The sequence below is a fragment of the Mesorhizobium sp. M2A.F.Ca.ET.039.01.1.1 genome (genome assembly GCF_003998035.1).
GTDB lineage: Bacteria > Pseudomonadota > Alphaproteobacteria > Rhizobiales > Rhizobiaceae > Mesorhizobium.
Genome location: NZ_RZRY01000004.1, coordinates 1 through 13,567, shown reverse-complemented (window position 1 = coordinate 13,567; position 13,567 = coordinate 1). Strand labels below are relative to the sequence as shown.

Sequence of the window (13,567 nt, the reverse complement as noted above, 5' to 3'; positions counted from 1 at the left end):
ACAATCTTAGAGGACCACCCCGATGAAAGATCTTCTCGGCCTGATGGGCAAGGCGAAGGAAATGCAGGCCAAGTTCCAGGCCATGCAGGACGAGATCGCCACGCTTGAAGCCACCGGCCAGGCTGGCGGCGGCCTGGTCAGCATCACGCTCACCGGCAAGTTCGAGATGAAGGCGCTGAAGATCGATCCGTCGCTGATCAAGGCGGACGAAGCCGAGATCCTCGAGGACCTCATCCTGGCCGCCCACAATGACGCCAAAAGTAAGGTCGAGCAGGTCATGCAGGAGAAGACCAAGGCGTTGACGGCGGGCCTGCCGATTCCCCCTGGAATGAAATTGCCGTTCTGAGGCAGCCTCCAGTTAATTGATATGAACGGAAATCGAGTCCGGACGGCAATATTACCCATTTTGCCGGCAATGCTCACGGGCTCATTTCGCGGCTTTCATAAAGTTTTACCCAAGTCCAGAAATTGCTAACCCTCTAGCCATCTTTTTGCCTGAAAGAGTCTCATTCCTGCCACATCTCGGGGCGGGCTGGCATCTTGGACATGAGGCTTTTTTGGTGATCGCGAAGCGATGGAAGACGCCGCTGCTGCTTATCGGCATCGTCACTTCCCCCTTGCTCCTGGCCGGCTGCAGCCAGACCACTTCCTCCCATGGCATGTCGGTGTCGGGACTGACCGATGCGCTGACGCCGAGCTTCCTCACGCGTTCCTCCAGCCACTCGCTGAAGGACAAGGAATGCCTGCAAAGGGCGATGTTCTTCGAATCGAACCGGTCGAGCCGCGATGGCATGATCGCTGTCGGCACGGTCGTGATGAACCGTCTGCGTTCAGGCCAGCATGGCAGCACCATCTGCGACGTCGTCGGCGAGAAGGGCCAGTTCGCGCCGGGCGTTCTGACGCGGCCGATGAATTCCAGGGCGCTGCCCGATGTCGAGGCAGCCGCCGATGCGGTGCTGAGAGGCGAGCGCAAGGCCAAGCTCAAGAACACGATGTATTTCCACACCGCCGGCCTGCGCTTCCCCTACAAGAACATGCATTACACGATGGTGGCCGGGGGCAACGCCTTCTATGAGAAGCGCGGCCGCAATTGGCAGCCGCTGCCGGATGAGCCGATGGTCGCCATGGCCTCCGACAAACAGCAGAAGATTGATCCAACCGCTCCCGTGCTGATGGCCTCCGCCGAGCCGGTGGTCAAGACGATCGTACGGCAGGATCCGGCCAAGCAGGTCGCGACCGATGCGGCCGAACCGACGCTTCCGGCCAAGGCGGCAATCGTTCCGGCCGAAGAGACCTATGTGACGGCTTCCGCAGCACCATCCGTCCCTTCCGCGAAGTCCGGCCGCCTCGCGCAGAAGCCGACGGTCGTGGCGATGCAGGAACAGATGGCCGAACCGGACGCCTCGCGTTTCGGCGGCACGCTCAAGGGCCGTTACATCACCTCGGTGCCCAAAGCGACGCAGGAAGCGGCGATGGGCTTCCGGTCGACGCCTGAGAACACCGACGCCATCGGCGCGATGATCGTCAGCCAGGACCGGCCGCTCGAAACCAACTGAACCCGATTGCATCCGACGCAGGGCCCGTCATGGCAGCATGGCGGGGCCTGTGTCGTTGCGGCTGTTCCAAACCGCTCGGAAAAATCCTAGATCAAGGCGATGTCGAAGAGAATCGCCGGTCCGGAAATCGAACGCCTGATCCAGCTCCTGGCCAAGGTGCCGGGGCTTGGGCCGCGCTCGGCCAGGCGCGCCGCGCTCCATCTCATCAAGAAGAAGGAGCAGCTGCTCGAGCCTTTGGCCGCCGCCATGGGCGAGGCGGTCGACAAGGTGCGCATCTGCTCGACCTGCGGCAATGTCGACACCTCCGACCCTTGCATGATCTGCACCGATCCACGCCGCGACGCCGGCACGCTGATCGTCGTCGAGGATGTCTCCGACCTCTGGGCGCTGGAGCGCGCGGCCGCCATGAACGTGCGCTACCATGTGCTCGGCGGCACGCTGTCGCCGCTCGACGGCATCGGTCCCGACCAGCTCAACATCCGCTCTTTGGTCGACCGCGTCGCCGGTGGCGAGGTGAAGGAAGTCATCCTTGCGGTCAACGCCACCGTCGAGGGGCAGACGACCGCGCATTATTTGACGGATCAGTTGTCGGGCTTCGATGTGAAGGTGACGAGGCTGGCGCATGGCGTGCCGGTCGGCGGCGAGCTGGATTATCTCGACGAAGGAACGCTGGCCGCGGCGCTGCGATCGAGAACGGCATTTTGAGGGGACTGCGAAGGGGCGGGGAATGACTGGAATAAATCCTTCGAAGTTAGCGCCAGGGCCCCCTCTCTGTCCTGCCGGACTGTCCGGCAGGACAGAGAGGGGGGCGACAGAACGAGGCTTTTCCAAATACAGCCTCGCATTTCTTCTGCTCGCAATATTCAGCCTCATTCTCACCACTCCCACCCGTGCCGCCCCCATCGACGACCAGTTCCAAGCCTGGCTTCGAACCGATCTCTGGCCCGAAGCCAAATCCAAGGGCATCTCGAAAAAGACCTTCGACGAGGCCTTCCTTGGCGTGAAGCCGAACCTCAAGCTGCCAGATCTCGTCCTGCCCGGCGAAAAGCCCACGACACCTGAGAAGCAGCACCAGGCCGAGTTCGGTCCGCCAGCCAACTATTTCGCCGAGAAGATCATCCGCGCCGTCACCACGGGCGGGCGGGCGCGCGAGAGCGCCAATTCAAGAGTGCTCGGGCTGATCGAGAAGCGCTACGGCGTGCCCGGTGAGATCGTGCTGGCGATCTGGGGCCGCGAGACCGGCTTCGGCGCGGCCAAGATGCCTTACGATGCCTTCGAGGTGCTGGGCACCAAGGCGTTCATGTCGACCAAGAAAGACTTCTTCCGCACGGAGGTGCTGGCGGCGCTCGACATCGTCGAGCGCGGGCTGGCGCCGGTCAATGCGATGAAATCGTCCTGGGCCGGCGCGCTCGGCCAGCCGCAATTCATGCCAACCTCGTTCCTCAAGCACGCCGTTGACTTCGACGGCGATGGCCGGCCCGACATCTGGAATTCGACGCCCGACGTGCTCGCCTCGATCGCCAACTACCTCGTCCACTATGGCTGGCTGAGGGGGCGCGGCTGGGGCGTCGAGGTGACCGTGCCGGCAAACGTTTCCTGTGCGCTCGAAGGACCCGACCAGGGCAAGAAGGTATCCGACTGGGTGGCGATGGGCATCAGGCGTGCCGACAACAAGGCGTTTCAGGCAAGCGAATTGAAGGCTGAGGGCCTTCTGCTGATGCCGGCCGGGCGCAGCGGACCTGCCTTCATCGTCACGCCGAACTTCTATGTCATCAAGCAATACAACAACAGCGATCTCTACGGCCTGTTCATCGGCCATGCCGCCGACCGCATCGCCAAGGGCGACGCCACCTTTGCCGGCAGTTGGGGGCCGGTCGGCGATCTGCACCGCTCCGACATCGCCGCCTTGCAGCGGGCGCTGGAAGCCAAGGGCTACGACGTCGGCAGCGCCGACGGCCTGCCCGGCTTCAAGACGCGCCGCTCGATCGGCGTCTGGCAGGCCAAGAACGGCAAGCCCGCCACCTGCTTTCAGATGCAGGCTTGGTCGCGCAGTTGAAATAGCGGCGACTTCCAGGGCTCGAACACAGGCAGATTTTTCTCGACCGGCGGCTGCAATTAGCCGGCGCATGGGTCGACGGATCGCTGCCCATTTGGTCCGATATGCCGCCTGGTAAAAATCCATGCGGCCGAGCGGACGGGATCGAATAGGGAGTTGACCAACTGGACAAAAAACACGACGGTAAGCGGTCAAAGCCGTTGCCGGCCTTGCCAAGAACAATACGCCCTGAGCCGGGAACTCAGGTCAACAAGAACAGGGAACGATCATCATGATGCTGGAAAAGTTTGCCGTCCGTAGCTTGCTTGCAGGTGTGGCGATGACCGCGCTGCTCGCGACGCCTGCCTTCGCCGTCACGCCCGCCGACACGCTGGTCGAAGGCTTCGCCATCGACGACATCATCTCGATGGATCCGGGCGAGGCGTTCGAGCTGTCGACCGCCGAGGTCACCGGCAACACCTATGATCTGCTGGTCCGCCTCGATCTCAGCGACACCTCGAAGGTCAAGCCCGACCTCGCCGAGAGCTGGACGGTGTCCGACGACGGCCTGACCTACACCTTCAAGCTCAAGCCAGGCATGAAGTTCGCGTCCGGCAATCCGATCACCGCCGCCGATGTCGCCTATTCCTTCGAGCGCGCCATCAAGCTCGACAAGAGCCCGGCCTTCATCATCAACCAGTTCGGCATCAGCGGCGACAATGTCGCCGAGAAGGCCAAGGCGGTCGATGACACCACCTTCCAGTTCGTCGTCGACAAGGCTTACGCGCCGAGCTTCGTGCTCAACTGCCTGTCCGCCACTGTCGCCTCCGTCGTGGACTCGAAGCTGGTCAAGGAGCATGTCGCCGCCGTCACGCCGAGCGCGGACTATAAATGGGATAACGACTTCGGCAACGCCTGGCTGAAGACCGGCTATGCCGGTTCAGGCCAATACAAGTTGCGCGAATGGCGCGCCAACGAAGCCGTCGTTCTGGAGCGCAATGACAATTACAATGGCGAGAAGGCCAAGCTCGCGCGCGTCATCTACCGCAACATGAAGGAAAGCTCGGCGCAGCGCCTGGCGTTGGAGGCGGGCGATATCGACGTCGCCCGCAACCTCGAGCCGAACGATCTCGACGCCATCGCCAAGAATGCCGACCTCACCACCACCAGCGCGCCGAAGGGCACGGTCTATTACATCAGCCTTAACCAGAAGAATCCGAACCTCGCCAAGCCGGAAGTTCGCCAGGCGTTCAAATATCTGGTCGACTATGACGCACTGAGCACCACCATCCTCAAGGGCATCGGCGAGATCCACCAGTCCTTCCTGCCCAAGGGCGACCTTGGCGCGATCGACGACAACCCGTTCAAGCTCGACGTCGCCAAGGCCAAGGAATTGCTCGCCAAGGCCGGCCTGGCGGATGGTTTCAAGGTGACGATGGACGTTCGCACCGGCCAGCCGACCACCGGGATGGCGGAATCGATCCAGCAGACGCTCGGCCAGGCCGGCATCCAGTTGGAGATCATCCCAGGCGATGGTAAGCAGACGCTTACCAAATATCGCGCCCGCAACCACGACATCTATATCGGCAACTGGGGCCAGGACTATTTCGATCCCAATTCGAACGCGCAGACCTTCGCCTCCAATCCGGACAATTCCGACGCCGCCAAGATCAAGACATTGGCCTGGCGCAATGCCTGGGACATCCCGGACCTGACCAAGCAGACCGAGGCGGCGCTTCTGGAAAAGGATTCGGCCAAGCGCGCCGACATGTACAAGGATCTGCAGCAGAAGATCCTCGACACCAGCCCCTTCGTCATCATCCACCAGCAGCTGGAAGTGGCGGGGCTGCGCAAGAACCTCAAGGGCTTCGCGCTCGGCCCGAGCTTCGACACCAACTTCGTCGGTCCGGTCTCGAAGGAATAGCGTCCTCGGACGCCCCGTGAGCGTAGCTGAAAACCAGGCGGCGGCAGGGCGCGGCAGCGCCCGCGCCGTCGCCATTCTATCCTCGCTCGGCCGCTTCCTGGTCGTCGCGGTGACGACCTATCTCGGCCTGCTCGCGGTGACCTTCTTCATCGGCCGCGTCATACCGATCGATCCGGTGCTGGCTGTCCTCGGCGATCGCGCGCCGACCGCCGTCGTCGAGCGCACGCGCCGCGAGATGGGGCTCGACCTGCCCTGGATCGAGCAGTTCTACATCTATGTCAAAGCAGCGCTGAGGGGCGACTTCGGCACCTCGGTGCTGACCACCAATCCGGTGATGTCCGATATCCGCCGCGTCTTTCCGGCGACCATCGAGTTGGCGACGCTGGGCACGATCATCGGTGCCGTCATCGGCGTGCCGCTCGGGGTGCTGGCCGCTGTCAAGCGCGGCAGCCTGATCGACCAGATCGCCCGCGTCGTCGGCCTCATCGGCTATTCCGTGCCGATCTTCTGGCTGGGACTGCTCGGCCTGGTGCTGTTCTACGCCAAGCTGCAATGGATCGCTTTCCCGGCGCGGCTCGACGTCGTCTATGAATACACCTTCACGCCGATCACCGGCTTCTACCTGCTCGATGCCGCGATCCAGGGGCAGTGGGACGTCTTCCACGACGCCTGGCGTCATATCGTCCTGCCGGCCGCGCTGCTCGGCTATCTGTCGCTCGCCTATATCAGCCGCATGACCCGCTCCTTCATGCTGAACGAGCTGGCGCAGGAATATGTCGTCGCGGCGCGTGCCAAGGGCCTGTCGGAGACGCGCGTCATCTGGGGCCATGCGCTGCGCAATGCCGCCGTGCCCATGGTCACCGTGATCGCGCTTTCCTATGCAAACCTGCTCGAAGGCTCGGTGCTGACCGAGACCGTCTTCTCCTGGCCGGGCATCGGCCTCTACATCACCAATTCGCTGCAGAATGCCGACATGAATGCCGTGCTCGGCGGCACCATCGCCATCGGCTCGGTGTTCATCGCCATCAACCTCCTGTCCGATCTGCTCTACCGGCTGCTCGATCCGAGGACGAAGATCGGATGAGCGCTGAAACCATCCAATCCAGGCGCGAATGGCTGCTCAGCGACCGGCCGGCATCGCGCCTGCAGGCAAGGCTCGGCCGCGCCTATGTGTCCTGGCGGCGTTTTTCCGCCAACCGGCTGGCGCTGGTCGGCATGCTCATCATCATCGCGCTGCTGGTGGTCGCGGCTTTTGCCGATGTGCTGGCGCCCTATTCGCCGACTGTCGGCGATCTGAAGAACGCCCGCCTGCTGGCGCCGAGCGCCGCGCATTGGTTCGGCACCGACGACCTTGGCCGCGACATCTATTCGCGCATCGTCTACGGCGCGCGCTGGACCCTTTATGTGGTCATCCTCGTCGCCATCATCGCCGCGCCCATCGGCCTTTTGGTCGGTACCGTCGCCGGTTACGCCGGCGGCTGGACCGACACGATCCTGATGCGCGTCACCGACATCTTCCTTGCCTTTCCGAAGCTGGTGCTGGCGCTCGCCTTCGTGGCCGCGCTCGGCCCAGGCATCGAGAATGCGGTGCTGGCGATCGCAATCACCTCCTGGCCGCCCTATGCGCGCATCGCCCGCGCCGAAACGCTGACGGTGCGCAACTCCGATTACATCAAGGCGGTGCAACTGATGGGCGCCTCGCCTGTCCGCATCGTGCTGCGCCACATCATGCCGCTCTGCATCTCCTCGCTGATCATCCGGGTGACGCTGGACATGGCGGGCATCATCCTGACCGCCGCCGGCCTCGGCTTCCTCGGCCTCGGCGCGCAGCCGCCGCTGCCCGAATGGGGCGCGATGATTGCGTCCGGCCGCCGCTTCATCCTCGACCAGTGGTGGGTGGCCGCGGCCCCCGGTGCCGCGATCCTTATCGTCAGCCTCGGCTTCAACCTGCTTGGCGACGGCCTGCGCGACGCGCTTGATCCCCGGAGTGGCGACCAATGAGCGGTGACCAATGAGCGACACGCTCCTCGAAGTCGACGATCTGCGCGTCACCTTCCCGACCCGCACCGGTCTCGTGCAAGCGGTGCGCGGCGTTTCCTTCTCGCTCGGCCGCGAGCGTCTCGGCATCGTCGGCGAAAGCGGATCCGGCAAGTCGCAGACCGGCCGCGCCATCATGGGGTTGACCCCGCCGCAGGCCGAGGTTTCGGCCAAGAAGCTCGCCTTTGACGGCATCGACCTGCTCTCGATCTCGCCTCGTCAGCGCCGGTCGCTGCGGGGAAACCGCATCGCCATGATCCTGCAGGATCCGAAATATTCGCTGGATCCGGTGATGACCATCGGCCGTCAGATCGTCGAGACGCTGCGCACGCATGAGAAGGTCTCCAAGGCCGAGGCGCGCGAATGGGCTCTGGCCATGCTGCAGGCGGTGCAGATCCGCGATCCGGCTCGCGTCTTCGATCTTTATCCGCACGAGGTCTCGGGCGGCATGGGCCAGCGCGCCATGATCGCGATGATGCTGGTCACCGGACCCGAACTGATGATCGCCGACGAGCCGACCTCGGCGCTCGACGTCACCGTGCAGCTCGACGTGCTCAAGATCCTCGACAAGCTCGTGGCCGAGCGCGGCATGGGGCTGATCTTCATCTCGCACGATCTGCGCCTGGTCTCGTCCTTCTGCGATCGGGTCGTCGTCATGTATGCCGGCAAGGTGGTCGAGCAGATCAAGGCGTCCGAACTGCGCGACGCCCGGCATCCCTACACGCGCGGCCTGCTCAACTGCATGCCGAGGATCGGTTTCGAGCGCCATCCGCTGCCGGTGCTCGACCGCAAGCCGGAGTGGGCGGCATGACGGCCGCCATCGCCATCCAAGGGCTGGAAGTGGTCTTCGACCGTTTTCGCGCGCTGAAGGGCGTCAACCTCGAGGTGAGGGAAGGCGAATCCTATGGCTTGGTCGGCGAAAGCGGCTCCGGTAAGTCGACGCTGCTAAAGGCGATCACCGGCCTTGCGCCTGTCGCTTCGGGCACCATCACCGTCAACGGCAAGAGGCTCGGCAAAACCCGCGACAAGGCTTTCTACCGCGATGTGCAGATGGTGTTCCAGGATCCCTACGGGTCGCTGCATCCGCGCCAGACGGTCGACCGACTGCTGCAGGAGCCGCTCGCGATCCATGGCATTGCCGATGGCGAGAAGCGCATCGAGCGCGCGCTGGACGAGGTCGGCCTCGGCAAGGGCTTCCGCTTCCGCTATGCGCACCAGCTTTCCGGCGGCCAACGCCAGCGTGTCGCCATCGCGCGTGCGCTGATCCTCGAACCCTCGATCCTTCTGCTCGACGAGCCGACCTCGGCGCTCGACGCCTCTGTTCAGGCCGAAGTGCTGAACCTTCTCGAAGAGGTCCGTCGCCGCCGCAAGCTCACCTTCCTGATGGTCAGCCACGACCTCGCCATCATCACCCATATGTGCGAGCGGCTGATGGTGATGCAGAATGGAGAGGCGGTGGAAACACTAACCGCGAGCCAGCTGATAGGGCATCGGGTCAGCGAGGATTATACGCGCAATCTGCTCAGGGCGAGTGAGGGGTTCGTGCGGACGGCTTGAGATGGTCCTGTTGGTGCATAGCCAATTTAGGAGATTTCCGTGGAGCGATGGAACTTCGAAGACCCACCGAACGTCGCGGTCTTGTCGGACAAGGGCATATTTAGACACGGCGACTGGATCGCATACGTCGTGCATGAAAATGACGATGACGACGACGATAATGATGAAGGGGGCAGTTGGCAGTTCTACAGCAGCGACACGCGGGATCGGAATGAAAGCGACATGATGCTCGTAGGCTTGCAAGAGGTGGTTGACCGGGACAAAAGCATCCTGGAATTGGCCGATTTGCCAAAGGGTTGGCACGCTTGGCGCAGCTCAAGGTCATCACCGTGGCAGCGCGCCAAGTCGCGTCCTCTCGGCCTTCGCGATGACGAATGACGGCCTTAGGTTGGGGTGGTCTGCGCCAGATCTCCGGTCTCTGACACAGCCACGCTTTCCCTATCTTTCGGCTCCTTGACCCTGAACCACGTCACGTAGAGTGCCGGCAGGAACAGCAGCGTGATCGCCGTGCCGGCGATGATGCCGCCCATCATGGCGTAGGCCATCGGTCCCCAGAACACTTCGCGCGCGATCGGGATCAGCGCGAGACTTGCAGCCGCGGCGGTCAGCGCGATCGGCCGCATGCGATGCTCGGTCGCTTCGACCACCGCCGCCCAGCGGTCCTTGCCTTCTTTGACGAGGTCCTCGATCTGCACGATCAGGATGACCGAGTTGCGGATCAGGATGCCGATCAGTGCCAGCACGCCGAGTATGGCGACGAAGCCGAGCGGCGCGCCGCTGGGAACCAGCGCCGCCACCACGCCGATCAGCCCGAGCGGCGCCACCGCCACCACCAGGAACAGGCGCTGGAAGCTCTGCAACTGCACCATCAGGATGGTCGCCATGACGAACAGCATCAACGGCACCACGGCCGCGATCGGGCCCTGGCTCTTGGCGCTTTCCTCGACCGAACCCGCGGTCTCGACCGAATAGCCGGGCGGCAGCTTGGCGATGAAGGCGTCCACCGACGGCTTCAACTCGTTGACGACGGTCGCCGGCAGCACGTCGCCGACCAGGCCGGCGCGCACCGTGATCGTCGGCGTGCGGTTGCGCCGCCAGACCGTCGGCTGTTCGAGGTCGTAGCGGAAGTTGGCGACGGCGGCGAGCGGGATCGACTCGCCGTTGCCGGTCGGCAGCTGCATGTTCTGCAGCGTCTCGATCGAGCCGCGCTCGGCCTCGCGCGACCGCGCCACGACGTCGATGAGATAGGTCGCGTCGCGCACCTGCGTGATCGTCGAGCCGCCCACCGTGCTGTTCAGCGCGCTGGCGATGTCCGAAGAGGTGATGCCGAGCTGGCGCGCCTTGTCCTGCAGCACGTCGACCCTCAGCACGCGCTGCGGTTCGTTCCAGTCGAAGGTGGGGGCTGCGAGCTTCGGATTGGCCGAGATCACGCCGGCGAATTGCTGCGCAAGTTCCCGCACCGTCTGGATATCGGGACCGCCGACGCGGTACTGCACCGGCCTGCCGACCGGCGGGCCGAGCTCCAGCAATTTGACGAACGCGTCGGTGCCGACGAACTCCTCGCGCAGCAGCTTCTCCAGCGCCGGCTTCACCCGGTTGCGCGCCTCGATGTTCTTGGTGACGATGACGGTCTGGCCGAAATAGGGATTGGCAGGCTGCACGTCATGGGCCAGCACGAAGCGCACGGCACCCTCGCCGATATAGGAGGAGAAGTGGTCGATGTCCGGATTGCCGGCCAGCGCCCGCTGCTCGAAGCGCTCCATCTGGTCGCGCGTCTCGGTGATCGAGGAGTTCTGCGGCAGGTTCCAGTCGACGATCAGCTCCGGCCGGTCGGAGGGTGGGAAGAACTGCTGCTGCACGAGGCCGAAGCCGGCGACCGAGGCGGCGAACACAAGCACCGTCACGATGATCGTCAGCCAGTGCCGGCGCACGGAGAAGACAAGCACGCGCCGGAACAGCGAGGTGAAGCGTCCTGGCTGGTCGTGGTGCTTCTCTTTCATCGTCGCAGGCAGGATGGTGACGCCCAGCAGCGGCGCGAACAGCACCGCCACGATCCATGACACCAGCAGCGACACCGCGATGACGACGAACAGCGTGAAGGTGTACTCGCCCGCGGCGCTGGAGTTGAGGCCGATCGGGATGAAGCCGGCGACCGTCACCAGCGTGCCGGTCAGCATCGGAAAGGCGGTCGAGGTGTAGACGAAGGTCGCCGCCTTGCGGAGATTGTCGCCGACTTCCAGCCGCGCCACCATCATCTCGACCGCGATCATTGCGTCGTCGACCAAAAGGCCGAGCGCGATGATCAGCGCGCCAAGCGAAATGCGCTGCAGCGAGATGCCGAGATAGGACATCACCGTGAAGGTGATGGCCAGCACCAGCGGGATCGACAGCGCGACGACGAAGCCGGCGCGCAGCCCCAGGCTGATGAAGGAGACGGCGAGCACGATCGCGACGGCCTCGAACAGCGCCCGCGTGAAGCCCGAGACCGCCTCTTCGACGATCACAGGCTGGTCGGCCACCAGATGCACGCCGACGCCGACCGGCAGGTCGGCCAGCACCTTCTGCATCTCCTCATGCAGTGCCTCGCCGAATTTCAGCAAATTGGCGTTGGGCTTCATGCCGATGGCAAGCCCGATCGCATCCTGGCCGTTGAAGCGGAACAGGGCCGTCGGCGGGTCGACATAGCCGCGCCGGATCGTCGCAACGTCGCTCAGCCGGAAGAAGCGATCGTTGACGCGCAAATTGATGGCCCGCAGGCTTTCCTCGGAGGTGAACTGGCCGCCGACGCGCACGCTGATCCGCTCCGGCCCGGACTGGATGACGCCGGACGGCGTGATCGCGTTCTGCGCCTGCAGGCTGGCCACGATTTGCTGCTGGTTGAGGCCGAGCGCCGCGATCTGGCGCGTCGAGAACTCGAGATAGATGGCCTCGTCCTGCGCGCCGACCAGATCGACCTTGCCGGCATTCGGCACAGTCAGGATCTTGGTGCGGACATCTTCGACATAGTCGCGCAGCTGGCGTGGCGTCAGCCCGTCGGCGGTGAAGGCATAGATGTTGCCGTAGACGTCGCCGAAGCGGTCGTTGAAGAACGGTCCCTGCACGCCCTGCGGAAGCTGCGCCTTGATGTCGTTGACCATGTTGCGCACCTGAAGCCAGTTCGGCACGACGTCGCGCGCCTTGGTGGTGTCCTTCAGGTTGAGGAAGACGACCGTTTGGCCGGCAGTGGTGACCGATTTGGTGTAGTCGAGGCTGTCGAGCTCCTCGAGCTTTTTCTCGATGCGGTCGGTCACCTGCTGCACCGTCTCCTTGACCGAAGCGCCCGGCCAGTTGGCCTGGATGATCATGGTCTTGATGGTGAAGGCGGGATCTTCCTCGCGACCAAGATTGAGATAGGAGAAGATGCCGGCCACCACGAAGACCAGCATGAAATACCAGACCATGGAGCGGTGACTGAGCGCCCAGTCGGAGAGGTTGAAGCCCTTCATCAGACACCGCCCTCCGGCACTTTGACCTTCTGGCCTTCGGCGAGGCTGTGGACGCCGGCTGTGACGACGCGCATGCCGGCCTCGAGCCCTCCGGCCACCGTGAAGCTGCCGCCGCTCTTGGACGCGACCTTGATCTCGCGCGCGCTCACGCTGGAGGATTGCGGATCGACGATCCAGACTTTCTCAGAGCCGTCTTTTTCGAGCAGCGCCGATATCGGCAGTTCGATCGTCGGGTCCACCTTGGTCATACGCGTCGCGGTGATCGTCGAGCCCAGGCGGAACGCTGTCGGCGGATCGACCAGCGTCAGCTTCACGCGCCTTGTGCGCGTGGCGCCTTCCGACTGCGGCGCGATCTCGCGCAGCCTCGCCTGTGTCTTGATCGTCGGCAGCGATTGCAGGACCACCTCGAAGGGCATGCCGACGGTGAGGTCGCCGGTCAGCTGATCGGGGATGTCGACCACCGCCTCGCGCGGGTCGGTACGCGCCACGGTGACGACGGTCTGTCCGGCCGAAACCGTCTGGCCGACCTCGGCGCCGGTAGCGGTGACGACGCCGTCGAAATCGGAGAACAGCCGCGCATAGCCAAGCTGCTCCTGCGACTTGGCCAAAGCGGCATTGGCGCGCTCGACGCCGGCTTCCGCCGCCTGCCGCGCCTGTTTCGCGGCGTCGAATGTCGCCTGCGATGTGTTGGCCGAGGCCAGCAGCTGGCGCTGGCGATCCTCGCTGGCGGCGGCGTTGATGAACTGCGCCTGCGCGTTCGACAGATCGGCTTTCGACGCCTGGACGGCAAGCTCCAGCGCCGTCGGATCGAGCGCCGCGATCGTCGTACCCTTGGTGACGAGGTCGCCGACCTTGACGTCGCGCGAGACGACGCGGCCGAGCAGCCGGAAGGCGAGGTCGGCACTGTATTGCGGCTCGACCGAACCGGCGAAGCCGAAGGTCTCGACGGTCTTCGGCTCGATCACCACAGACA

11 protein-coding genes and 1 pseudogene are annotated in these 13,567 nt (G+C 64.0%); 10 read left to right on the top strand and 2 right to left on the bottom strand.

Annotated features, from left to right (window positions below):
* The first annotated feature begins 22 nt into the window (after positions 1-22).
* The 10 genes and pseudogenes from EOA24_RS01255 to EOA24_RS01210 all read left to right on the top strand — a co-directional run bounded on the left by EOA24_RS01255 (position 23) and on the right by EOA24_RS01210 (position 9,487).
* Complete coding sequence (locus EOA24_RS01255) at positions 23-346, top strand: YbaB/EbfC family nucleoid-associated protein (RefSeq protein WP_112127993.1); 324 nt, start codon at positions 23-25, stop codon at positions 344-346.
* A gap of 214 nt (positions 347-560) precedes the next feature.
* On the top strand, positions 561-1,556 hold the full coding sequence (locus EOA24_RS01250) for a cell wall hydrolase (protein ID WP_126079442.1): 996 nt from the start codon (positions 561-563) through the stop codon (positions 1,554-1,556).
* A gap of 99 nt (positions 1,557-1,655) precedes the next feature.
* Complete coding sequence (recR, locus tag EOA24_RS01245) at positions 1,656-2,261, top strand: recombination mediator RecR (RefSeq protein ID WP_126079441.1); 606 nt, start codon at positions 1,656-1,658, stop codon at positions 2,259-2,261.
* 79 nt (positions 2,262-2,340) lie between these two features.
* A pseudogene (locus EOA24_RS01240) lies at positions 2,341-3,617 on the top strand (lytic murein transglycosylase).
* A 266-nt stretch (positions 3,618-3,883) separates the two neighbouring features.
* Complete coding sequence (locus tag EOA24_RS01235) at positions 3,884-5,515, top strand: ABC transporter substrate-binding protein (protein WP_126079439.1); 1,632 nt, start codon at positions 3,884-3,886, stop codon at positions 5,513-5,515.
* Between the two features lie 16 nt (positions 5,516-5,531).
* Entirely contained in the window at positions 5,532-6,599 is a 1,068-nt protein-coding gene (locus EOA24_RS01230; protein ID WP_126079438.1) for an ABC transporter permease, read from the top strand.
* Positions 6,596-7,516, top strand: coding sequence for a nickel transporter permease (gene nikC, locus EOA24_RS01225; protein WP_126079437.1), 921 nt, complete (start codon positions 6,596-6,598; stop codon positions 7,514-7,516). The genes EOA24_RS01230 and nikC overlap by 4 nt, the downstream gene beginning before the upstream one ends.
* Before the next feature lie 10 nt (positions 7,517-7,526).
* A complete protein-coding gene (locus EOA24_RS01220; RefSeq protein WP_126079436.1) occupies positions 7,527-8,363 on the top strand; it encodes an ABC transporter ATP-binding protein in 837 nt (278 codons plus the stop codon).
* Entirely contained in the window at positions 8,360-9,109 is a 750-nt protein-coding gene (locus tag EOA24_RS01215) for an ABC transporter ATP-binding protein (RefSeq protein ID WP_126079435.1), read from the top strand. Before EOA24_RS01220 ends, EOA24_RS01215 begins: the two co-directional genes overlap by 4 nt.
* Positions 9,110-9,148: 39 nt before the next feature.
* Positions 9,149-9,487: a hypothetical protein gene (locus EOA24_RS01210; RefSeq protein ID WP_126079434.1), complete on the top strand. Its 339-nt coding sequence runs from the start codon at positions 9,149-9,151 to the stop codon at positions 9,485-9,487.
* 5 nt (positions 9,488-9,492) lie between these two features.
* On the opposite strand, the gene EOA24_RS01205 is transcribed toward EOA24_RS01210, so the two are convergent.
* The gene (locus EOA24_RS01205; RefSeq protein WP_126079433.1) at positions 9,493-12,594 is read right to left on the bottom strand and encodes an efflux RND transporter permease subunit; all 3,102 of its coding nucleotides are present in this window, start codon (positions 12,592-12,594) and stop codon (positions 9,493-9,495) included.
* Positions 12,594-13,567: efflux RND transporter periplasmic adaptor subunit (locus tag EOA24_RS01200; protein WP_127409490.1), on the bottom strand; the 974-nt coding region annotated here is incomplete at its 5' end. The genes EOA24_RS01205 and EOA24_RS01200, both read right to left, overlap by 1 nt.

What these genes read in the sequence shown, in the direction of transcription:
- EOA24_RS01255 (WP_112127993.1), top strand. Translation starts at nt 23, where the DNA reads ATGAAAGATCTTCTCGGCCTGATGGGCAAGGCGAAGGAAATGCAGGCC.
- recR (WP_126079441.1), top strand. Translation starts at nt 1,656, where the DNA reads ATGTCGAAGAGAATCGCCGGTCCGGAAATCGAACGCCTGATCCAGCTC.
- EOA24_RS01235 (WP_126079439.1), top strand. Translation starts at nt 3,884, where the DNA reads ATGATGCTGGAAAAGTTTGCCGTCCGTAGCTTGCTTGCAGGTGTGGCG.
- nikC (WP_126079437.1), top strand. Translation starts at nt 6,596, where the DNA reads ATGAGCGCTGAAACCATCCAATCCAGGCGCGAATGGCTGCTCAGCGAC.
- EOA24_RS01220 (WP_126079436.1), top strand. Translation starts at nt 7,527, where the DNA reads ATGAGCGACACGCTCCTCGAAGTCGACGATCTGCGCGTCACCTTCCCG.
- EOA24_RS01215 (WP_126079435.1), top strand. Translation starts at nt 8,360, where the DNA reads ATGACGGCCGCCATCGCCATCCAAGGGCTGGAAGTGGTCTTCGACCGT.
- EOA24_RS01205 (WP_126079433.1), bottom strand. Translation starts at nt 12,594, where the DNA reads ATGAAGGGCTTCAACCTCTCCGACTGGGCGCTCAGTCACCGCTCCATG.